Source organism: Acidobacteriota bacterium (genome assembly GCA_016715115.1).
In the GTDB taxonomy this organism is placed as follows: Bacteria; Acidobacteriota; Blastocatellia; order Pyrinomonadales; family Pyrinomonadaceae; genus JAFDVJ01.
Window position 1 is genome coordinate 520,909 of the sequence record JADKBM010000016.1, and the last position, 19,620, is coordinate 540,528.

Annotated in this window: 27 protein-coding genes and 1 pseudogene; 1 reads left to right on the forward strand and 27 read right to left on the reverse strand. The window is 55.2% G+C overall.

The genetic code is table 11. The annotated features are described in order from the left end of the window. Positions 1-14: 14 nt before the first annotated feature. The 27 genes and pseudogenes from secY to IPN69_20215 form a co-directional block, all read right to left on the reverse strand. Positions 15-1,448, reverse strand: a complete 1,434-nt coding sequence (gene secY, locus IPN69_20085; protein ID MBK8813011.1) for a preprotein translocase subunit SecY — start codon at positions 1,446-1,448, stop codon at positions 15-17. A gap of 29 nt (positions 1,449-1,477) precedes the next feature. Continuing rightward, entirely contained in the window at positions 1,478-1,948 is a 471-nt protein-coding gene (gene rplO, locus IPN69_20090; GenBank protein ID MBK8813012.1) for a 50S ribosomal protein L15, read from the reverse strand. Positions 1,949-2,074: 126 nt separating this feature from the next. Next, positions 2,075-2,278 (reverse strand): 50S ribosomal protein L30, encoded by a 204-nt coding sequence (gene rpmD / locus IPN69_20095; protein ID MBK8813013.1) that lies wholly within the window; start codon positions 2,276-2,278, stop codon positions 2,075-2,077. 80 nt (positions 2,279-2,358) lie between these two features. Beyond that, the gene (gene rpsE / locus IPN69_20100) at positions 2,359-2,868 is read right to left on the reverse strand and encodes a 30S ribosomal protein S5 (GenBank protein MBK8813014.1); all 510 of its coding nucleotides are present in this window, start codon (positions 2,866-2,868) and stop codon (positions 2,359-2,361) included. Then, complete coding sequence (gene rplR, locus IPN69_20105; protein ID MBK8813015.1) at positions 2,855-3,250, reverse strand: 50S ribosomal protein L18; 396 nt, start codon at positions 3,248-3,250, stop codon at positions 2,855-2,857. Before rplR ends, rpsE begins: the two co-directional genes overlap by 14 nt. 97 nt (positions 3,251-3,347) lie before the next feature. Beyond that, positions 3,348-3,908: a 50S ribosomal protein L6 gene (gene rplF, locus IPN69_20110; protein ID MBK8813016.1), complete on the reverse strand. Its 561-nt coding sequence runs from the start codon at positions 3,906-3,908 to the stop codon at positions 3,348-3,350. An 85-nt stretch (positions 3,909-3,993) separates the two neighbouring features. Then, entirely contained in the window at positions 3,994-4,386 is a 393-nt protein-coding gene (rpsH, locus tag IPN69_20115) for a 30S ribosomal protein S8 (GenBank protein MBK8813017.1), read from the reverse strand. 92 nt (positions 4,387-4,478) lie between these two features. Beyond that, positions 4,479-4,784, reverse strand: a complete 306-nt coding sequence (gene rpsN, locus IPN69_20120; GenBank protein MBK8813018.1) for a 30S ribosomal protein S14 — start codon at positions 4,782-4,784, stop codon at positions 4,479-4,481. A 40-nt stretch (positions 4,785-4,824) separates the two neighbouring features. Continuing rightward, complete coding sequence (rplE, locus tag IPN69_20125) at positions 4,825-5,364, reverse strand: 50S ribosomal protein L5 (GenBank protein ID MBK8813019.1); 540 nt, start codon at positions 5,362-5,364, stop codon at positions 4,825-4,827. Between the two features lie 75 nt (positions 5,365-5,439). Next, positions 5,440-5,856 carry a 50S ribosomal protein L24 gene (gene rplX, locus IPN69_20130; GenBank protein MBK8813020.1) on the reverse strand — a complete coding sequence of 139 codons (417 nt, stop codon included), beginning with the start codon at positions 5,854-5,856 and terminating at the stop codon, positions 5,440-5,442. A gap of 3 nt (positions 5,857-5,859) precedes the next feature. Beyond that, entirely contained in the window at positions 5,860-6,228 is a 369-nt protein-coding gene (gene rplN / locus IPN69_20135; GenBank protein MBK8813021.1) for a 50S ribosomal protein L14, read from the reverse strand. A gap of 89 nt (positions 6,229-6,317) precedes the next feature. Then, positions 6,318-6,830, reverse strand: a complete 513-nt coding sequence (rpsQ, locus tag IPN69_20140; GenBank protein MBK8813022.1) for a 30S ribosomal protein S17 — start codon at positions 6,828-6,830, stop codon at positions 6,318-6,320. Between the two features lie 18 nt (positions 6,831-6,848). Continuing rightward, positions 6,849-7,067, reverse strand: a complete 219-nt coding sequence (gene rpmC, locus IPN69_20145; protein ID MBK8813023.1) for a 50S ribosomal protein L29 — start codon at positions 7,065-7,067, stop codon at positions 6,849-6,851. Between the two features lie 3 nt (positions 7,068-7,070). Beyond that, positions 7,071-7,499 (reverse strand): 50S ribosomal protein L16, encoded by a 429-nt coding sequence (gene rplP / locus IPN69_20150; GenBank protein MBK8813024.1) that lies wholly within the window; start codon positions 7,497-7,499, stop codon positions 7,071-7,073. Between the two features lie 88 nt (positions 7,500-7,587). Beyond that, positions 7,588-8,331 carry a 30S ribosomal protein S3 gene (rpsC, locus tag IPN69_20155; GenBank protein ID MBK8813025.1) on the reverse strand — a complete coding sequence of 248 codons (744 nt, stop codon included), beginning with the start codon at positions 8,329-8,331 and terminating at the stop codon, positions 7,588-7,590. Between the two features lie 12 nt (positions 8,332-8,343). Further along, the gene (gene rplV, locus IPN69_20160) at positions 8,344-8,925 is read right to left on the reverse strand and encodes a 50S ribosomal protein L22 (protein ID MBK8813026.1); all 582 of its coding nucleotides are present in this window, start codon (positions 8,923-8,925) and stop codon (positions 8,344-8,346) included. Positions 8,926-9,011: 86 nt separating this feature from the next. Continuing rightward, the gene (gene rpsS / locus IPN69_20165) at positions 9,012-9,302 is read right to left on the reverse strand and encodes a 30S ribosomal protein S19 (protein MBK8813027.1); all 291 of its coding nucleotides are present in this window, start codon (positions 9,300-9,302) and stop codon (positions 9,012-9,014) included. Between the two features lie 96 nt (positions 9,303-9,398). Next, positions 9,399-10,229 carry a 50S ribosomal protein L2 gene (gene rplB, locus IPN69_20170; protein ID MBK8813028.1) on the reverse strand — a complete coding sequence of 277 codons (831 nt, stop codon included), beginning with the start codon at positions 10,227-10,229 and terminating at the stop codon, positions 9,399-9,401. Between the two features lie 123 nt (positions 10,230-10,352). Further along, the gene (rplW, locus tag IPN69_20175; protein ID MBK8813029.1) at positions 10,353-10,661 is read right to left on the reverse strand and encodes a 50S ribosomal protein L23; all 309 of its coding nucleotides are present in this window, start codon (positions 10,659-10,661) and stop codon (positions 10,353-10,355) included. Between the two features lies 1 nt (position 10,662). Beyond that, positions 10,663-11,448, reverse strand: a complete 786-nt coding sequence (gene rplD / locus IPN69_20180) for a 50S ribosomal protein L4 (GenBank protein MBK8813030.1) — start codon at positions 11,446-11,448, stop codon at positions 10,663-10,665. Positions 11,449-11,543: 95 nt separating this feature from the next. Further along, a complete protein-coding gene (gene rplC, locus IPN69_20185) occupies positions 11,544-12,182 on the reverse strand; it encodes a 50S ribosomal protein L3 (protein ID MBK8813031.1) in 639 nt (212 codons plus the stop codon). A 92-nt stretch (positions 12,183-12,274) separates the two neighbouring features. Further along, on the reverse strand, positions 12,275-12,595 hold the full coding sequence (rpsJ, locus tag IPN69_20190) for a 30S ribosomal protein S10 (protein MBK8813032.1): 321 nt from the start codon (positions 12,593-12,595) through the stop codon (positions 12,275-12,277). Positions 12,596-12,669: 74 nt separating this feature from the next. Beyond that, positions 12,670-13,858 (reverse strand): annotated as a pseudogene (tuf, locus tag IPN69_20195) (elongation factor Tu). A gap of 27 nt (positions 13,859-13,885) precedes the next feature. Next, positions 13,886-15,982, reverse strand: coding sequence for an elongation factor G (gene fusA, locus IPN69_20200; GenBank protein MBK8813033.1), 2,097 nt, complete (start codon positions 15,980-15,982; stop codon positions 13,886-13,888). Positions 15,983-16,065: 83 nt separating this feature from the next. Continuing rightward, positions 16,066-16,536, reverse strand: a complete 471-nt coding sequence (gene rpsG / locus IPN69_20205; protein ID MBK8813034.1) for a 30S ribosomal protein S7 — start codon at positions 16,534-16,536, stop codon at positions 16,066-16,068. Between the two features lie 76 nt (positions 16,537-16,612). Further along, on the reverse strand, positions 16,613-16,993 hold the full coding sequence (locus IPN69_20210) for a 30S ribosomal protein S12 (GenBank protein MBK8813035.1): 381 nt from the start codon (positions 16,991-16,993) through the stop codon (positions 16,613-16,615). 480 nt (positions 16,994-17,473) lie between these two features. Next, positions 17,474-17,929 (reverse strand): hypothetical protein, encoded by a 456-nt coding sequence (locus IPN69_20215; protein MBK8813036.1) that lies wholly within the window; start codon positions 17,927-17,929, stop codon positions 17,474-17,476. 628 nt (positions 17,930-18,557) lie between these two features. Here IPN69_20215 and IPN69_20220 point away from each other — a divergent pair. Beyond that, complete coding sequence (locus IPN69_20220; protein ID MBK8813037.1) at positions 18,558-19,595, forward strand: (2Fe-2S)-binding protein; 1,038 nt, start codon at positions 18,558-18,560, stop codon at positions 19,593-19,595. The last annotated feature ends 25 nt before the right edge of the window (positions 19,596-19,620 follow it).

Consider the following 19,620-nt stretch of genomic DNA (forward strand, 5'->3'; position numbering starts at 1 on the left):
CGGCAAAACCAAAGCTACGAGCGTCGGCCGCGAAGGCGCGATCCAGCGCCGAGAAACCCTTCGTAGTTGCGCATCACGAGCTGGGCTTCGATCTGCGAGACGGTGTCCATCGCCACGCCGACGAGAATCAGAAGCGAAGTTCCTCCGAAAAAGAACTGGTAGCCCAGACCTGTCGGGATCCACGAAAGTCCCGGCGTCCCGCTCACGAAAGCATCGAGCGTTTCACCGACGAACGGCAACCGTGCAACGTTGAAACCGCTCAGCAGAAGCTGCGGAACGAAGGCGACGAAGGCGAGATACAGGGCGCCAACGGTCGTCAGACGCGTCAAGATCGTGTTCAAATACTCGCCGGTCGGCGAACCGGGCCTGATCCCGGGGACGAATCCGCCGTGTTTGCGGAGGTTATCGGCAACCTCATCCGTGTTGAAAACGATCGTGATATAGAAAAACGTGAACAGCACGATCAACGATATGAAAACAAATTCGTAGTACGGATCTCCGCCGTGGAACTGTTGGAAAAACACGTAGACTTTCGTCCAGAGCGAGTTCGGGTCGTAGCCCTCGCTGCCGGGTTGCGCCGGCGGCAAAGCCGAGAACAGTGTCTGCGGCATCGCCAAAACCGACGATGCGAAGATCACCGGAATGACGCCGCCCATATTGATCTTGAGCGGAAGACTGGTTTCCTGTCCTTTGAATGTCTGGTTTCCGACACGCCGGCTCGCATAGCTGATCGCGATGTTCCGCCGGGCGGATTCAACATAAACGATGAGCGCGATCAGGGCGACGAGAACGACAACCAGGAAAATAACGCCAAGCGTCTGGACCGGATCACCGGCACCGACACGGTCCTTGATCTGCATCAATCCCCGCGGCAGGCCGATCACGATGCCGGCGAAGATCAGCAGCGAGATTCCATTTCCAACCCCGCGCTCGGTGATCTGTTCACCGAGCCACATCACGAATACCGTTCCCGTCGTGAGCGTTACGACGACCATCAGCGTCGCCCATCCGGTGTCCGCGATGATTCCGTTGCGGCTGAGCCAGGTTGCGACGAAAAACGTCTGGACCGAACACAGCGCAACAGTCAAATACCGCGTCCACTGGTTGATCTTCTGCCGGCCGACCTCGCCCTCTTCCTGAATCTTCTTGAGAGGCGGATACAAAACCGTCATCAACTGCAGAATGATCGACGCGGTGATATACGGCGTGACGCCGAGCGCGAAGACCGAAATCGTCCGGAAGTTTCCGCCCGAGAACAAATCGAGAACGCCAAGCAACGTGCCGCTGACCTGCTGCCAAAGCTGATCAAGTTTATCCTTATTGATGCCCGGCGCGGCGACGTGCGCCCCAAGTCGGTAAATGGCCAAAAGCCCGAGGGTGAAGAGGATCCTCTTCCGCAGCTCGGGAATCTTGAACATATTTTGAACAGCGGCCAAAAACTTATCCATAAACTCCTCTCAAACAGTCCAAACGAGCATTACGCGGCGGCTTCTGCCTTCGTGATCTCGGTGGCGCTTCCGCCGGCCTTCTCGATCTTGTCCTTCGCGGTCTTGGTGAAGCGGTGAGCCGAAACCTTGAGGGCTTTGGTCATTTCGCCATTGCCCAAGATAACGAGATCGTGCTTCGCCTTCTTGATCAGTCCTCGTTCGTGGAGAAGTTCGGGAGTGACCTCGTCGCCGGCGTTGAAATTCTCGTTGATCTTCGCCAGGCTGATCTCGACCCATTCCTTCTTGAAGATGTTGGTGAACCCGCGCTTCGGCAAGCGGCGTTGCAAAGGCATTTGCCCGCCTTCGAATCCCGCCTTGCTCGAGTACCCCGAACGGGATTTCTGACCCTTGTTGCCGCGACCGGAGGTCTTTCCGAGTCCGGAACCCGGTCCGCGACCGACGCGCTTCTTCTTGTGGGTCGATCCTTCGTTCGGATGCAAATTATTCAATGATAATGCCATATTCTTGTCCTTTTCAGCCCTTTCGAGGGGATTCACGTCTTACCGAAATGCCTTTTGACTTAAACCATTCTGAGTGGTCTAGCGGCAAAAGGCAAAATCGAATGCGTTCCCGACGACGGACAATGTCTATTCTACGATTCGCAAAAGATGCGGCACTTTTGCCACAACACCGCGCATCGCGGAATTGTCCGGCCGTTCCACTACCTGATTGAGCTTGGTGATTCCCAGGCCCTTTACGATATCTTTCTGTTTTCTCGAATAGCCGATCGTGCTTTTGTAATACTGGATCTTGATAGTTCCACCGTCAGCTTTTTCTGTTTTCTTTGCCATAACTTTACCGATTGCGGATCTCGGACCGGCGATATTGGATCCCATCCGGCAATCCGCGATCACAAATCACAATTCCCAAATTAAAACAGTTCTTCCACCTGCTTTCCGCGAAGCCGTGCGACTTCAAAAGGATCTTTCATACGCGTCAGTCCGTTGAACGTCGCGCGAATGACGTTGTGGGCGTTCGTCGACCCGAGGATCTTCGTGCGAACGTCGTGAACGCCAAGCAATTGGAGAACAGCACGGACGGCACCGCCGGCGATCACGCCCGTACCTTCCTTGGCCGGCTTGAGCAAAACGCGTCCGGCCCCGTACTCTCCGATCATCTCATGCGGCAAAGTTCCCTCGATGAGCGTCACCTTGATCAGATTCTTTTTCGCAGCTTCAACCGCCTTCTTGATCGCGTTCGGAACTTCCTTCGCCTTTCCGGTTCCGAATCCGACGTGCCCGGACTCGTCACCGACGACGACCAGTGCCGCGAACGACATATTCTTACCGCCCTTAACCACTTTCGTCACGCGGTTGATCGAAATCAACTGATCCTTCAAGATCAAACCGTTCGGTGAAATTCTTTGATTATTCGTTTTCATTGTTTCCTTCCGCTGGTGCTTCCGTCTTATTCAGGCCTGCTTCACGCGTCGCATCGATAAGAGCCTTGACGCGTCCGTGATATACGTAGCCGCCGCGATCAAAAACAACTTCCGAAACTCCCGCCGCCAAGGTGCGTTCGGCAATCGCCGCTCCGACCTTCTGAGCCGCTTCGATGTTGCCGCCCGTCTTGAGCGACATACCTTTCTCCGTGGTCGAGGCCGAGGCCAACGTCTTGCCGTTGTCATCGTCGATGACCTGAGCGTAAATATGATTCAAACTCCGGTAAACGGCGAGGCGCGGACGCTCTGACGATCCGCGGACTTTCTTGCGGATTCTGCTATGCACGCCACGACGGATCTCTGCTCTGCTTTTCTGTGCCATATTCTTGTTTCCGTTTCTGGATCTGCGATTTCCGATCTGCCGTAAGCTAATTCCCGACGGACGATCACGAACGGTGACCGGACTTCCCAGATGATGATTACTTGCCTGTCTTACCCGGCTTCAACCGATAAACCCTGTCGGCGTAACGGAGGCCCTTGCCTTTGTATGCATCCGGCTTTCTCAGACGATTAAGTTCCGCGGCGACCTGACCAAGCATCTGCTTGTCGATTCCGCTAAGCGTCAACGTGGTTTGATACTGGTTGATCGAGGTCTTCGCGTTGACTCTCTCCGCCTTTGCCTCGATACCCTCCGGCAGAACGTATTCGACCGGGTGCGAATAGCCAAGCGCGAAAACGATTTTCGTGCCCTGGACATCCGCTTTGTATCCGACTCCGACGAGGTCCATTTCCTTGGTGAATCCCTGCGTCACGCCAACGATCGCGTTGTTCGCGAGTGCGCGCGCAAGACCGTGAAACGCTCGGTCGTCATCGTTGCCGCGTTCAGCGATCAGCGAGCCGTCTTCCTGTTTAAAGGAGACGCCGCTCGGGATCGGCGACTTCAACGTGCCTTTCGGCCCCTTGACTTCCAACTCCGTTTCGGTGACCGACACGGTAACGCCGGACGGGATCACGATTGGTTTCTTTCCTACTCGAGACATAATATTGTTTTTGATTTTGGAATTGTGATTTGCGATTTCGGATTTTCAGCAATCCCAAATCGCAATTCGCAAATCCGAAATGCAATTAATAGACTTGCGCCAAAATTTCGCCGCCGACATTTTCCTGGCGGGCCCGTTTTCCACTCATCAACCCGCGAGAGGTCGAAACAATGTTGATTCCGTATCCGCCCAAAACGCGTGGGATCTCTCCGGCGCCGACGTAAACGCGGCGTCCCGGACGGGAGACGCGGGACAAATGCGTGATCGAGGAAATCCCCTTTGCGTCATAGCGCAAAAAGACGCGGATCATCGTTTTGGTGCCTTCGCCCTTGGTTACAAAGTTGTTTATGTAACCTTCTTCTTTAAGGATACGTGCAACTTCCAACTTCAATTTCGAACCCGGAATATCCACACGGCTGTGCTTCGCGGCAATCGCGTTGCGTACTCGCGTGAGCATATCGGCTATTGGATCTGTCATTCTCTTAACTCCGTTAAACTATTCTGCAATCGTGATTTGTGACCGGCGATCTCTCTCGATCCAGGTTACAAACCCTCAATTCGCAATCAAAATCACCAGCTTGATTTCACAACTCCGGGAATCTGCCCCTCGAGTGCCAACTCCCGCAAAGCAACGCGGGATACGCCGAATTTCCGTAAAAACCCGCGCGGCCGGCCCGTTTGCGAGCAGCGGTTGCGGACGCGAACCGGACTCGCATCGCGCGGCAGTTTCTGCAATTGCATCACCGCCACATCGACCTGTTCTGGGGATGAATTCGGGCTGTTGATGATCTTCTTCAACTCAGCGCGACGCCCCGCGTAGTGCATTACCTTTTTCTTGCGTTGGTTGTTCTTAACAACTTTACTGATCTTTGCCATATAGAAAGTTTTACCTATGCCGGAAATCCGGGCGCCGAACTTATTGTCGGAACGGCATTCCAAGCGCCTTCAGCAAGGAACGAGCCTGTTCGTCGGACTGTGCTGTGGTAATGATCGAAATGTTCATTCCGCGCGTCTTGTCAACCTTGTTGAAATCGATCTCCGGGAAGATCAACTGGTCACGAATACCAAGCGTATAATTGCCGCGGCCATCAAACGCCTTGCCCGAAATTCCGCGGAAGTCGCGGACTCGCGGAAGCGAAACCGAAATCAGCCGATCCAGAAATTCGTACATTCGCTCGCCGCGCAAGGTCACCATCGTTCCGATGCTCATACCCTGACGGAGTTTGAACGCCGCGATCGACTTCTTCGCCTTCGTGACGACCGGTTTCTGTCCGGTCACCGACTTCAATTCTTCGACGGCGGTATCGAGGACCTTTGAGTTCGCGATCGCTTCACCGACTCCCATATTCACGACGATCTTCGATATCTTCGGAATCGCCATCGGATTTTCGATGCCGAATTCCTTGGCCAGGGCCGGCGCGATCTCGTTTTTGTATTTGTCTCTTAGTCTAGCCATTTTCTTATTTATTTCGGATATCCGATCTCTCTATGCCGACCTTTGCCGGTCCGAAATCACGAATCCCGAATCGTATTACTGTTCTTCTTCAGCCGATTTGCGCGTCGTGCGCGTGTACGGCGGATCGACGATCACTTTGCCGCTTTTCGCGATCCGGACCTTCTTGCCGTCCTTGATCTCGTACTTGATCCGCGTCGGCTTGCCCGTCTCCGGGTCGATCAACGCGACGTTCGACGCTTCCACCCAGGCTTCCTGTTCGATGATGCCGCCCTCGACTCCCATCTGGGGAACCGCCTTTCGGTGGCGCTTGACGATCATTCCGCCCTCAACCTTGACCTTGCCGCTGCGCGGGTCGACCGCGATCACTTTCCCGCGAAGGGGCTGACGGTTACCGTCTGCGTCAAAGCGGTTGTACTCTTTGCCCGCAATGAAAACCACCTGGTCACCGCGCTTGATCTTGCTTCTGATTGTTCCTTTCTTCACCGTTTTCATCTCTTAAATCACCTCCGGCGCGAGTGAAACGATCTTCATAAAGTTCTTCTCGCGAAGTTCGCGGGCAACAGGTCCGAAAACACGGGTTCCGATCGGCGTGCCGTCATCCTTGATGAGGACGGCCGCGTTTTCGTCAAACCGGATATACGTTCCGTCCTTGCGGCGAACTTCCTTTCGCGTTCTGACGATGACCGCGTTGTAGACCTTACCCTTCTTGGCCGTTCCGTCGGGCGAAGCTTCCTTCACCGTGACTTTGATCTTGTCGCCAAGACGAGCGATCTTGCCCGTTGAACCGCCAATCGGCATGATCATCACCACGCGCTTGGCTCCCGAATTGTCTGCGACCGCCAAAGAGGTCTGCATTTGAATCATAATTAACCTCGTTATTCGTTAGTCGTCGACCGTTGATCGGCACTGAATTGGCCATTTCAATCAACGATCAGCGACTAACCAAGAACAAACTACTTCTCTGCTTTCTGAATGATCTCGACCACGCGCCAGCGCTTTCTCGCCGACAAGGGGCGCGTCTCCACGATTCGAACCTTGTCGCCGATCGCGGCACCGAGTTCGTCGTGAGCCATAAAATTCTTGCGCCGCTTGACGTATTTTCGGTAAATCGGATGCTTGATCAAACGATCGACGCGCACGACCACCGTTTTCGTCATCTTGTCCGATGCAACGACACCTACGCGTTCCGCACGCTTGCCGTGCTTGGCATCCGCGGTCGTTTCGGATTTCTCCGCAACCGGTTCGGCCTTGGCCTGCACTTTCGGGGCAACCGCTTCAGGCGCTTCCTCAACTTCGACCGGCGCGCTGACTTCCTCTGCAGTCTCAGTCGCGTCCGCAGCGGATTCAACCGCCTCGGTCGTCTCGGCCGCCGTTTCGGCCACGGTCTCATCCGTCGCCGCCGCGTCGGTCTCAGTGACCTCGGCCGCAGTTACTTCTTCCTGTTCGTCTTTCTTCTTTCTCGGCATTTTATTATTTCAACCTTCTTACGCCTGAGCCTTTGCGTCGAGCTCTTTCTGGCGAATCAAGGTGTGAACACGCGCCAGAGTCTTCTTTTCGCGGCGAATGTCATTGACAGTTTCGCCGACTCCCAAACTTTTCCTGAACTTCAAGCGAAACAGCGATTCCTTCAAGGCATCGGCCTGATCGCGAAGTTCATCGAGATTCATTTCCCGCAATTGTTCCAATTCTTCGCTACGCTTCATTTCTTAAACAACGCCTCCTTCGAGATCGGCGCGGTTGACGAATTTCGTCTTGATCGGCAGTTTCTGCGCCGCGAGCCGCATTGCCTCGCGCGCGAGTTCCTCGCTGACGCCCTGGATCTCGTAAAGAATTCTTCCCGGCTTGACTACCGCCACCCAATGATCGGGCGCGCCTTTTCCGCTACCCATACGGGTTTCCGCCGGCTTCTTCGTGATCGGCTTGTCGGGGAACATCCGGATCCATACCTTGCCGCCGCGTTTGATGTGGCGGGTCATCGCGATACGAGCCGCTTCGATCTGGCGGTCCGTGATCCAACCCGCTTCCAGAGTTTTGAGTGCAAAGTCGCCAAAGTTCATTTTGTCGCCGCGCGTGGCTCTCCCGCGCATACGGCCTTTCATGACCCTTCGGTGCTTTACTTTCTTTGGCATTAACATAGTAAAAAAACCTCGTTGGTGGTTAACCGTTAATTGTTGGATTCATCGAAGAATCGTCGATCAACAATCAGCAAATTACAATTAACAATTATCTCCTGTCGTCGCGATCGCGGCGGCGCGGCGGTCGGCGATCGCCTCGGCCTCCACCCTGAACCTTGGGTTCGTTGATCGGGTCGGTCGTGGTTCCGCGGGCCATTGAGGCGTTCGGATCGAGAATTTCACCACGATAGATCCAAACTTTGACACCAATGATCCCGAAGGTCGTCAGCGCTTCCGCAAATCCGTAGTCGATATCGGCCCGGAGCGTATGCAGCGGCAGGCGTCCTTCAAGACTCCACTCGGTACGCGCGATCTCGGCTCCGTTCAAGCGTCCGGCAACCATCACCTTGATGCCCATCGCTCCGAATCGCTGCGATTCTTCCATCGTCTTCTTCATCGCCCGACGAAACGCGATGCGCTTTTCAAGCTGCTGTGCGATCTTTTCGGCCTGAAGCTGCGCGTTGAGTTCGGGCTTCTGGATCTCCTGGATCGACACGATTACTTCACGGCCGGTCTTTTTCGAGAGGTCCTCGCGAAGCTTTTCGATCTCCGCGCCCTTGCGTCCGATGATGATGCCGGGACGCGACGTATAGATGATTATCTTCAGACGGTTCGCGGCTCGCTCGACGTCGATGTGCGATACTCCCGCTCCGGCAAAACGCTTTTTAAGATCGCGTTTCAGCTGCAGATCTTCGGCAAGAAACGCGGCGAACTCTTTTTTCGCATACCAATGCGAGTGCCAGTCTTTGTTGTATCCGACCCGAAAGCCGTATGGATGAACTTTTTGTCCCATAATAAAACTCTCTTACGATTTTTCCGTCTCCGTTTCCGCCGGGCTGACCGTTTCGGCCGGGGCTTCGGTCACCGCGGGCGCTTCGTCAGCGGGCGCGGCTTCCTCCTTCGACTTCGTGGCCTTCTTCGGTTCCTTCACTTCGTCCTTCTTCGCTGCCGTCTTGACGTTCGCCTTCGGCGCCGTCGCTTTCTTCGCAGGCGCTTCCGCGACCGGCTTTTCGGGTCTTACTTCCTTGACGACTTCTTCGCTCGAAACGTGAATCGTGATGTGACAGTAATGACGCTGTTCGCGATAGGCGCGGCCCTGCGGAGCCGGGCGCATACGTCGGCGATTCTTCGTTGGGCCCATATCCACGAAGCAACTCTTGACCCACAGATCGTCCGGATCAATGGCGATATTCTGCTGCTCCGCAATATTCGTCGCGTTGGCGATCGCCGAGTTGAGGCACTTCGCGATCGGCTGCGCCGCCCGCTTGTCGGTAAACTTCAGGATGGCGAGGGCCTGCGAGACGTTACGTCCGCGAATCAGGTCGATCACCAAACGCGCTTTGCGCGGCGATCCCTTCAGATACTTTGTCTTTGCTATTGCTTCCATAGTGTTATTTTCGATTTCTGATTTGCGATCTGCGATTGATTTCTCCAATCAAAATCGCAAACCGGCAAGTGCAAATCGCAAATTCCTTATCTTCTCTTCGCCATCTTCTCGGCCTTGGTTCCCGGATGCCCTTTGTAAGTCCGGGTCGGGGAAAACTCGCCGAGTTTGTGTCCGACCATATTCTCGGTGACATACACCGGAATGTGGCGTTTTCCGTTATGGACGCCGAACGTCAACCCGACCATTTCCGGTGTGATCGTTGAACGGCGCGACCAGGTCTTGATGGCTTGCGGTTTGTTGCCGCCCTCGCTGATCTTTCTCAAAACTTTCTGGACGCTTAAATCGATAAACGGTCCTTTTTTTACTGAACGTGGCATAACTTATTTTCGATTTCCGATTTTCGATTTTCGATTTTGTTGGTTGCGCTGAGATTTCGGCTCAATCGCAAATTGAAAATCGCAAATCGCAAATTTCTATTTTTTCCTTCGGTCGCGAACGATCATGTTCTGCGTGCGCTTATTTTTGCGGGTCTTGTATCCGCGCGTCGGCTGTCCCCAAGGAGTCACCGGATGTCGTCCGCCCGACGTCTTTCCTTCACCACCGCCGTGCGGGTGATCGACCGGATTCATCGCTACTCCTCGAACCTTCGGACGTCTTCCCATCCAGCGCGAGCGTCCGGCTTTTCCGAGGCTCACATTTTCGTGCTCAACGTTTCCGACTTGTCCGACCGTCGCGGTGCAAACGACCGGGACGCGTCTGACTTCGCCTGACGGCATACGAATCTGAGCGAAATCACCTTCCTTCGCAACGAGCTGGGCAAATCCGCCGGCGGCCCGCACGAGTTGTCCACCCTTTCCGGGACGGAGTTCAATGTTGTGCAACTCGGTTCCGAGCGGGATATTCTTGATCGGCAATGAATTTCCCGGCAAAATATCGGCTTCCTCGCCGCTCAGGATCGTCGCCCCGACCTTCAAACCGACCGGCGCGATGATGTATCGCTTCTCTCCGTCGAGGTAGGTGATGAGCGCAATATGGGCCGAACGGTTCGGGTCATACTCGATCTGCGTGACCTTTCCCGGAATTCCGGTCTTGTTCCGCTTGAAATCGATGATTCGGTAAAATCGCTTATGGCCTCCGCCGCGGCGGCGAACCGTGATGCGTCCGTCATTGTTGCGACCGGAAATTCTTGTTTTTGACTCGAGCAAAGATTTTTCGGGTTTTGCGTTCGGAGTCAATTCATCCCGCGTCAGGTACGTTTGATAGCGTCTCGCGGGTGATGTCGGTTTTAATTTCTTGATACCCATAATTCTATTTTGGATCTGGGATTTCGGATCTCGGAGTCACCGTCACCGTTCCCTTTTCACATCCAAACAATTTCCAATTCGACGACTGCGCACAATCCGCAATCACAAATCACAATTCCGAAATTATATCGCTTCGGCGTAATCAACCATTGGTTCGCCCTTCTTGAGCGTCACGTACGCCTTTTTCCAGTTCGGTCGGCGGCCCTCGTGGCGTCCGCGCTTCTTCAGCTTACCTTCGTACTGAACGGTTCGGATCTTGTCGACCTTGACGCCGAAGATCTCTTCAACCGCGCTTCGGATCTCGTCCTTGCCGGCCTTTGTATTGACGCGAAACGTCAGCACTTGCGCGTCGCCTTCGGTGCTCGTCGACTCTTTCAGGAGGACCGATTTTTCGGTGACGACGGGCGACTTCAAAACTTCCCAAACACTCATCTTATTCATTTTCGGTCGCCTCCTCGCTCACTGCGGCCTCTTCAGATTTCTTGGCTCTCGGCTTCGCCGCCTTCTTCGCCTTCGGCGCTTCTTCCGCTACGACTTCGACAACTTCAGGAACATCAACCGTCTTCCGTCCTTCGCGCTTAGGGTCGAGCAAGCTATTCAGTTCCTCGACGGCAGCCTTTGAAAGCACCAGTTTCTCGTGGTAGATGATGTCGTATATGTTGAGGCCGTACGCATTCGTGACCTTGGTCTTTTCAACGTTGCGCGCTGACATCACCAGATTGGCGTTGTCGAGCGAGTCAACGATCAGCGTCTTGACAGCCTTCTTGACATCGGTCAGCCCGAGCATCTTCATCGCGCCGAGAAAGTCCTTCGTGCGAATCGCTCCGAACGTCAATTCGTCGACAACGATGATGTTGCCTTCCCGAAGTCTTTCGGAAAGCGCTGAACGAAGCGCTCCGCGCCGCATTTTCTTCGGAATGTTGTACGACCAATCGCGCGGCTGCGGTCCGTGAACGTTTCCGCCGCCTTTCCACAAAGGCGAGCGGAGAGACGCGATTCGCGCCCGACCGGTTCCCTTTTGCTTCCAGAGCTTGCGACCCGAACCGGAGACGTTTCCCCGCGTTTTTGTCGCCGACGTTCCCTGGCGGGCGTTGGCAAGATAGTTCTTGACCGCCGCGTGGATGAGCCCCTCGTTCAGATCGGCGCCAAAAACCGCGTCCGAAAGGGTCACTTCACCAACTTCTTTGTTCTTCAAATTGCGAACCTTAACGGTAGGCATAATTTACTCCATTTCCGGTTTCGGAGGTCGTCGGTGTTCGGTTCGGCCACGGCCGCAATCGGAACATACACAACTATCCAAACCTTTCAGCTAACCTATGATTTCTTAACTAATACCAAGCTGCCGTTCGCGCCCGGAACCGCACCGCGAACCATGATCAAATTGTTCTCGGCGTCAACCCTTGCGACCGTCAGGCCCTTCACCGTGACGCGCGCATCGCCCATATGTCCCGACGATTTGGTGCCCTTGATGACGCGCGACGGATAGGCGGATTGGCCGATCGAACCAGGAGCGCGCACCGACATCGAACCGTGCGATTCAGGACCGCGATGGAACTTATGACGCTTGATGGTACCTGCGAACCCGCGGCCTTTCGATTTCCCGACAACTTCGATCTTGTCGCCATCGGAGAACATATCGGCCTTGATCTGGTCGCCGACGTTGACATCGGCCTCGCCTTCGAGACGAATCTCGCGAAGCACGCGGGTCGGCGGCAAGCCGTTCCCGGTCTTCTCGAAGTGCCCTCGCATCGGCTTGCTGACGTTCTTCAATTTGATCGGCTTTTCTTCGACAAGACCAAGTTGCACGGCATTGTAACCGTCCCGTCCCGCGGCGCTTTTCGTCTGGACGACAACGCACGGACCTGCCTTGATGACGGTGACCGGCGTAACCGTTCCGTCCTCCGCAAAGATCTGCGTCATCCCAATTTTTCTTCCGATGATTCCACTAATCATATTTTCGATTTTGGATTTTGGATTCTGGATTCTGGAATCCCTTTCCGGCCGCGAGGCCGTCGGGATTCCAAGACCGAAGATCGAAAATCGCCCTAATTCTTACCAAAAGCCTTGATTTCAACGTCCACGCCCGCCGGCAAATCGAGTTTCATCAGCGCATCGACCGTTTCGGCCGTCGGATCAAGAATATCCATCAAGCGCTTGTGAGTTCTGATCTCAAACTGCTCACGCGACTTCTTGTCGACGTGGGGCGAACGAAGTACCGTCCACTTGTTCTTGATCGTGGGGAGCGGAATCGGTCCGGCAACCCGCGCGCCCGTACGCTTTGCTGTTTCGACGATCTCGAGCGTTGACTGGTCGAGAACGCGGTGATCGTAAGCTTTCAACTTGATCCGGATTTTTTCGTTTAACATAAAATTCAGTGGTCAGCAGCCGGTGGTCAGCGGTCAGTTCTGAAAACTGACCACCGACCACTGCTTACTGCTAACTATTCAACAATATCGGAAACCGTTCCGGCTCCGACCGTGCGGCCGCCTTCGCGGATGGCGAACCGAAGCCCCTTTTCCATCGCGATCGGCGCGATCAGCTCGATCTCCATCGCAATGTTGTCGCCCGGCATCACCATCTCGACTCCCGTCGGCAAATGCGCGACGCCCGTGACGTCCGTGGTGCGGAAGTAGAACTGCGGCCGGTAGCCCGTAAAGAACGGGGTGTGGCGTCCGCCTTCTTCCTTCGTCAAAACATACGCTTCCGCCTTGAACTTCGTGTGCGGCTTGATCGATCCCGGCTTCGCGATGACCTGTCCGCGCTCGATCTCCTTGCGCTCGACACCGCGGAGCAGCAACCCGACGTTGTCTCCCGCGCGGCCCTCGTCGAGAAGCTTCTTGAACATCTCGACTCCCGTGCAGACCGAATTGCGCGTGTCCTTGATGCCGACGATCTCCACCGGCTCGTTGACCTTGATGATCCCGCGCTCGATTCGTCCCGTCGCCACCGTGCCGCGGCCCTGGATCGTGAAAATGTCTTCCACCGGCATCAGGAACGGCTTGTCCGTGTCGCGCTCCGGCGTCGGAATGTAGTCGTCCACCGCCTGCATCAGCTCGTCGATCGTCGGCTCCCACTTCGGATCGCCTTCGAGCGCCTTGAGCGCCGATCCCTTGATCACCGGAATGTCGTCGCCCGGAAACTCGTAGCTCGAAAGCAACTCGCGCACTTCCAGCTCGACCAACTCCAGCAACTCCTCGTCGTCGACCATGTCCACCTTGTTCATAAAGACGACCATCGCCGGAACTCCGACCTGACGGCCGAGCAGGATGTGCTCGCGCGTCTGCGGCATCGGCCCGTCCGTCGCCGCGACCACCAGGATCGCCCCCGTCCATCTGCGCCGCGACCGTGATCATGTTCTTCACATAGTCGGCGTGGCCCGGACAGTCAACGTGCGCGTAGTGACGGTTCGCCGTCTCATACTCGACGTGCGAGGTCGCGATCGTGATCCCGCGCGCCTTCTCTTCCGGTGCGTTGTCGATCGAATCGAACGAGCGAAACGTCATCTTCGGATTATGCTTGCTCATCACCTTCGTGATCGCCGCCGTCAGCGTCGTCTTACCGTGGTCAACGTGTCCGATCGTTCCGATGTTCACGTGCGGCTTGCTTCTGTCAAATTTCTCTTTACTCATAAATCCTCTCTGAAAGTCTAAAAATGCTTAACTGCTGGCCCCTCTTACTTTGGCGATGATCTCTTCGGCGACGTTGCGCGGCGCTTCGTCATAACGTTCAAAATGCATCGACGACGTGGCGCGGCCCTGCGTGGAGCTGCGGAGATCGGTCGTGTATCCGAACATTTCAGAAAGCGGAACAAATGCCGTTACGACCTGAACATTGCCCGGACGCGGTTCCATTTTTTCGATCTGGCCGCGGCGCCGATTGAGGTCGCCATTGACCGCGCCCATATATTCTTCCGGAGTCACGACCTCGATGCGCATGATCGGCTCAAGCAAAACCGCCTTGGCCTTTTTGAGCGCGTCCTGAAACGCGAGGCTTCCCGCGATATGGAACGAACGCTCGTCAGAGTCGACTTCGTGATACGAACCGAACAGCAATCGCGCGCGAATGTCGACAAGTTCGTATCCCGCAAGGAATCCGCGGCGCATCGCGTCCTGGATACCTTCCGAGACGGGCTTGATGAACTGGCGCGGAATCGCCCCGCCGGTGATCTTGTCTTCGAAAACGAATCCTTCGCCCGGTGCCGGTTCGATCTCGAGTTCGACGTGTCCGAACTGGCCGCGGCCGCCCGACTGTTTCTTAAAGACCTCTTTGCCCGGCGCAAGCTTCGTGATGGTTTCACGGTATGCGACCTGCGGTTTGCCGACGTTCGCTTCGACGCCGAACTCGCGCTTCATACGATCGACAATGATCTCGAGGTGGAGTTCGCCCATTCCGGCAATGATCGTCTGGCCCGTTTCGTGATCGGTGGAAACCTGGAACGACGGGTCCTCGGAAGCAAGACGATTGAGGGCGATGCCCATTTTGTCCTGATCCTGGCGTGTTTTCGGTTCGACCGCGACGCGCACGACCGGATCCGGAAACTCCATCGATTCGAGAATGATCTGCTTCGTCTCGTCGGAGATCGTGTCGCCGGTCGTGACGTTCTTCATTCCGCCGATGGCGATGATCTCGCCCGCCGACGCCGACTCGATGTCCTCGCGTTTGTTGGCGTGCATACGCATCAGGCGTCCGACGCGTTCCTTGGTGCCTTTGATCGTGTTGTAAACGTAGGAGCCGGAGGTGACCGTTCCGGAATAGATGCGGACGAACGCGAGCTGGCCGAGATGTTTGTCGGCCATCAATTTGAAAACCAGTCCCGAGAACGGCGCCGACGCATCGGCCGGACGTGCCTCGACCTCGTCGGTCTTCGGATTCGTGCCCTCGACCGGCGGGATATCAAGCGGCGACGGCAAAAAGTCGACGACCGCATCGAGCAATGTTTGAACGCCTTTGTTTTTGAAGGCCGATCCGGTGACGACCGGAACGATCTTAAGTTCAGTCGTACCCTTGCGAAGCGCGGCGCGGATCTCGTCTTCGCTGATCTCTTCGCCTTCGAGATACTTTACCATCAGGTCGTCGTCGATCGACGACACCGCTTCGACGAGTTTTTCGCGCCATTCCTTGGCGGACTCAAGGAGGTCGGCCGGAATTTCGACCGTTTCGTACTCGGCGCCCTTCGTTTCGTCGTTCCACACGAGGCCCTTCATCGTGATCAGGTCGATGACGCCTTTCAGTTGATCTTCGAGGCCGATCGGGATCTGCAAAGCAACTGCGTTCGCGCCAAGACGCTTCAGGATCGAATCGAAGCTGCGGTCGAACGATGCGCCGGCGCGATCGAGCTTGTTAATGAAACAAATTCTCGGGACACCGTATTTGTCAGCCTGACGCCAAACCGTTTCCGACTGCGGCTCGACGCCCGCGACGCCGTCAAAAACAGCGACCGCTCCGTCGAGAACCCGAAGCGAGCGTTCGACTTCCATCGTGAAATCGACGTGGCCCGGCGTATCGATGATGTTCACTCTGTGCTCGACGCCGTTGCGCTTCCAGAAACAAGTCGTCGCCGCCGACGTGATCGTGATGCCGCGCTCTTGCTCCTGCTCCATCCAGTCCATCGTCGCCGTTCCTTCGTGAACTTCGCCGATCTTGTGCGAAACACCGGTGTAATAAAGGACGCGCTCGGTCGTCGTGGTCTTACCCGCGTCGATATGCGCCATGATCCCGATGTTTCTGAACTTGTCTAAACTGATCTTTGACATTGCTTTAGTATGCAGTCAGCAGCTAGCGGTGAGCAGTTAGAGTTATCTAATGCCTACCGCAAACGGCTTACGGCTCACTCCGATTAGAATCTGTAATGAGCGAACGCTTTGTTCGCTTCCGCCATGCGATGGACGTCCTCGCGCTTCTTGACCGCTCCGCCGCGGGTGCCGTATGCATCGAGAAGTTCGCCGACGAGCCGGTCGGTCATCGTCTTTTCGTTGCGGTTGCGCGAGTTTGCGACGATCCAACGAATCGCCAGCGTGTTGCGCCGGTCGCGGCTGACTTCGATCGGCACCTGATAAGTTGCACCGCCGATACGGCGCGATTTCACTTCGAGCGCCGGCGCGACATTGTCGAGCGCCTTTTTGAAGACCTTCAGCGGCTCTTCACCGGTCTTTTCGCCGATTCTTTCCATCGCCGCGTAGAAGCTCTTCTCAGCGGTCGATTTTTTTCCTGCCCACATCACGCCGTTAATGAACTTGGTCACGATAACGCTGTTGTAGATCGGATCCGGAAGGACTTCTCTTTTTCCTGCAACTCTTCTTCTTGGCATAATTCAATTTGTGATTGGCGATTTGTGAATTCGGATTTGAGATAATTCCGAAATCAGCATTCCCAATTCCGAAATCCTATTTGCTTCCCTTCGGACGTTTCGCGCCGTACTTCGAACGCGCCTGGTTGCGGTTCGCGACGCCTGAGGCGTCGAGCGTTCCGCGAATGATGTGATAACGAACGCCCGGAAGATCCTTGACGCGGCCGCCGCGGATCAAAACAATCGAGTGCTCCTGCAAGTTGTGTCCGATACCCGGAATATAGGTTGTAACTTCGATCTGATTCGTCAGACGAACACGGGCCACCTTGCGAAGCGCCGAGTTCGGCTTCTTCGGGGTCTGCGTGTAAACGCGCGTGCAAACGCCGCGCTTCTGCGGATTGGCCTGCAGGGCCGGGCTCGCCGTCTTGTATTTCACCCTCTGGCGGCCCTTGCGAACTAATTGATTGATCGTCGGCATTGTTTCCTCTTTAAAATCCCGAAAGGCAAAAGTAACCTTTCACCTGACTCTTGCCGGATCATATCCGGCAGTTAGCAACAAGTCTCAACTTGCGTTAAGTTAATTGGATTAAACCTTAATTATCTTCAGGCATCGACTTTGCTGTAGCGTGGCATGTTAATGATTTGACTCAATTCGCCGCGATCCGATAGGTTCGGTGCTTTACGCTACAATTCCTGTGTCAGCCTTCAAAAATCACCCGGTGAATTCGATTACGAATCACACAGAAGGTCCAGACGTTTCAGTCCGAAACTAAAGACTATAATAAACGATCAAAACACTGTCAAGCGGGAACCGCTATTTTCAGGCAACCGGCGCGTCTTAGCGAGGGTGCCGCAGCACCTTCCAAAAACCGACGCTCACGAAGATACGCCACGGCAGACGGACATCTCGCGCGACGCGCGCGCCTGACTGCTCATAAAGGTGTGCCGAACACCCTTTCTAAAGCGCCAACAGCATGATCAGCAACGCCGGGCCCGCTTTCGTACCGAAAAGCGCATGGGCAAGCGGCATCAGTAAGATTCCCAGCGGAATCGCCTTATAGATCTGAGACGCCTTCGTCAGCAAACCGCTCCATTCGCTTCCGTTGAAGGAAACCAAATTCAAATAGTTCGCCGGCGGCAAATTCGGCTGACCTGACATTGAAATGTTCAGCCGATCTTCGATCGGTGCCAGCTTGTAAGAGATCTTGTACGGTGAATTGATCTCAACTCCACCCGGAATCGTGACCGTCGGGGCGATCGCCTCAATCCCCGAAACGAACGCCGACTTCGTCTCTTCGTTCGAAAGCACGGCAGCGATCGAATTGATGGCAAACTGAACATCTGATGAACAACGCGTCTTGAACGCCTGCTGCTGCTCTTCGGATGTCATATTCATAACATCGGTCGTGTACATCGTCAGCACCTCCTCACGATGAATTCCCTGTTTATTTTACACCCAACAAAAACCGGGACCAAGCACAGCGCGGAGTCGGTATTGGCGCCCGTCGGAAGAGGCCGCTTGATTGAAACTACCTTTTTAAGAGCGTCCGACGCCCACTGAATCGTGTATCCCGAAAGGCTCCGATATCATCTTCGCGTTCTTTGCGAGCTTTGCTTGAAGCCTCACGCCAAGCCCGTTAAGAACGCGGAACTGCGGCTAGCCTCGCGCGACAATTGCCTGAACGCAAAGGGGGTCATTTCGAACGCCGTGGATTTTGATGCTTGCATTCTCGCAATTTTGGGGCACATCGGGGTCTGCAATCCAACGTTTGGGACAACATTGATCCAGAACTCGAGATGCACAAGTCCGGCTGATCATTTTGAGCCATCCAATTTGCCAACCGGTTCGTTCACTCTGACACTCTGTTTTTTTCCGAAAATGCTCTGGCGGTCTCTTGCTCTTCGTCATTAGAGAACGATTCGGATCACTCCTTGCGGGTTGAAATCCGCTGGAAACGTCTTGCCGTTTGTTTTTCGTGTCCGGAATTGTTAAGTTTTTCCTTTGCATCCGGTTTTGATTTCGACACAAATTCAATAAAGTAATGAACAAATACGAAAACTGCTTATCCGTTTTTGACGAGAACCAATGGCTGACGGCGATCGACTCGCTGCTCCCTTCAATCCACGACGTTGACCGGAACGCGACGGCGATCTGGTTTCGGTTTTTTCCGCTTGAGCTCAAGCGCTTTCTCGACGCCGCCGAGGACCGCGACAAGACGATCCAGAAGTTTGTCATCCAAGGCGATTTCACTCTGATCGACCAGATCGATCTTTCGCACAGCTTTCTTTACGGTCACCGTTTCTGGAAAGACGTCAAACACGAGATCAAACACCGCGCCGAATCCTTCGACGGTGAAACCGTCGATGTCGCCGCCGAAGCGCGGTCGATCGCCGACGTGGCCGCCAAGACCGCGAAAGTCGATGCTTCGCTTCTGATCGGACTCGCGGCGATCGGCCTGATGACGCTCGTCCAGGTCGGATGGGACGAGTTCAAGCGTTCGCCGGGGACGACCGGAACGCCGCACGGTTTGCTTACCAAGAATCCGGATCAGATCGTCGCCGAGCGTGCGAAGGACGACTCGCAGGGCGTTTTCGGCTTTCTCAAAACCGTTGATAAAACATATACCGTCAACTGGCAGGACTCGCGCACGAGCGGGAGTTTCCGCATCAAGAACGATGCCGACATCGCGACCGCGTCGGCGCTCGACCAATCGCAGAACTGGCGCTCGAAGGACGAACGATGCTGGGAAGGCGTCGTCCCCGTCGAATGCCGCTCGGCGGCGTGCGGAACGTGCTGGGTCGGGATCGTCGGCGGCCAGGAAAAACTGTCGGAAGTACAGCCGCTTGAACGGAAACAGATGAAGATCTTCGGTTATCGGCAGGCCGACGAGGCGAAACCGTACTTGCGCCTCGCGTGCCAGGCCAAAGCGAGCGGCAACGTCTCGATCGTCATTCCGCCGTGGAACGGCGTTTTCGGCAAGAAGATCTACGGCGTCGAAGAATCGAGACTCGAACCGGCGACGACCTCGGCCAAAAAACTCCGTGAGACGCTTGCGGCGGCCGGCGGATCGGACGAATAGTCCAGCGCAACGTGAACGAAAAGAG

Bases quoted from the DNA above. Each gene is read 5' to 3' on its own strand.
- secY (MBK8813011.1), bottom strand. From the start codon at position 1,448: ATGGATAAGTTTTTGGCCGCTGTTCAAAATATGTTCAAGATTCCCGAG.
- rplO (MBK8813012.1), bottom strand. From the start codon at position 1,948: ATGGCATTATCATTGAATAATTTGCATCCGAACGAAGGATCGACCCAC.
- rpmD (MBK8813013.1), bottom strand. From the start codon at position 2,278: ATGGCAAAGAAAACAGAAAAAGCTGACGGTGGAACTATCAAGATCCAG.
- rpsE (MBK8813014.1), bottom strand. From the start codon at position 2,868: ATGAAAACGAATAATCAAAGAATTTCACCGAACGGTTTGATCTTGAAG.
- rplR (MBK8813015.1), bottom strand. From the start codon at position 3,250: ATGGCACAGAAAAGCAGAGCAGAGATCCGTCGTGGCGTGCATAGCAGA.
- rplF (MBK8813016.1), bottom strand. From the start codon at position 3,908: ATGTCTCGAGTAGGAAAGAAACCAATCGTGATCCCGTCCGGCGTTACC.
- rpsH (MBK8813017.1), bottom strand. From the start codon at position 4,386: ATGACAGATCCAATAGCCGATATGCTCACGCGAGTACGCAACGCGATT.
- rpsN (MBK8813018.1), bottom strand. From the start codon at position 4,784: ATGGCAAAGATCAGTAAAGTTGTTAAGAACAACCAACGCAAGAAAAAG.
- rplE (MBK8813019.1), bottom strand. From the start codon at position 5,364: ATGGCTAGACTAAGAGACAAATACAAAAACGAGATCGCGCCGGCCCTG.
- rplX (MBK8813020.1), bottom strand. From the start codon at position 5,856: ATGAAAACGGTGAAGAAAGGAACAATCAGAAGCAAGATCAAGCGCGGT.
- rplN (MBK8813021.1), bottom strand. From the start codon at position 6,228: ATGATTCAAATGCAGACCTCTTTGGCGGTCGCAGACAATTCGGGAGCC.
- rpsQ (MBK8813022.1), bottom strand. From the start codon at position 6,830: ATGCCGAGAAAGAAGAAAGACGAACAGGAAGAAGTAACTGCGGCCGAG.
- rpmC (MBK8813023.1), bottom strand. From the start codon at position 7,067: ATGAAGCGTAGCGAAGAATTGGAACAATTGCGGGAAATGAATCTCGAT.
- rplP (MBK8813024.1), bottom strand. From the start codon at position 7,499: ATGTTAATGCCAAAGAAAGTAAAGCACCGAAGGGTCATGAAAGGCCGT.
- rpsC (MBK8813025.1), bottom strand. From the start codon at position 8,331: ATGGGACAAAAAGTTCATCCATACGGCTTTCGGGTCGGATACAACAAA.
- rplV (MBK8813026.1), bottom strand. From the start codon at position 8,925: ATGGAAGCAATAGCAAAGACAAAGTATCTGAAGGGATCGCCGCGCAAA.
- rpsS (MBK8813027.1), bottom strand. From the start codon at position 9,302: ATGCCACGTTCAGTAAAAAAAGGACCGTTTATCGATTTAAGCGTCCAG.
- rplB (MBK8813028.1), bottom strand. From the start codon at position 10,229: ATGGGTATCAAGAAATTAAAACCGACATCACCCGCGAGACGCTATCAA.
- rplW (MBK8813029.1), bottom strand. From the start codon at position 10,661: ATGAGTGTTTGGGAAGTTTTGAAGTCGCCCGTCGTCACCGAAAAATCG.
- rplD (MBK8813030.1), bottom strand. From the start codon at position 11,448: ATGCCTACCGTTAAGGTTCGCAATTTGAAGAACAAAGAAGTTGGTGAA.
- rplC (MBK8813031.1), bottom strand. From the start codon at position 12,182: ATGATTAGTGGAATCATCGGAAGAAAAATTGGGATGACGCAGATCTTT.
- rpsJ (MBK8813032.1), bottom strand. From the start codon at position 12,595: ATGTTAAACGAAAAAATCCGGATCAAGTTGAAAGCTTACGATCACCGC.
- fusA (MBK8813033.1), bottom strand. From the start codon at position 15,982: ATGTCAAAGATCAGTTTAGACAAGTTCAGAAACATCGGGATCATGGCG.
- rpsG (MBK8813034.1), bottom strand. From the start codon at position 16,536: ATGCCAAGAAGAAGAGTTGCAGGAAAAAGAGAAGTCCTTCCGGATCCG.
- IPN69_20210 (MBK8813035.1), bottom strand. From the start codon at position 16,993: ATGCCGACGATCAATCAATTAGTTCGCAAGGGCCGCCAGAGGGTGAAA.
- IPN69_20215 (MBK8813036.1), bottom strand. From the start codon at position 17,929: ATGTACACGACCGATGTTATGAATATGACATCCGAAGAGCAGCAGCAG.
- IPN69_20220 (MBK8813037.1), top strand. From the start codon at position 18,558: ATGAACAAATACGAAAACTGCTTATCCGTTTTTGACGAGAACCAATGG.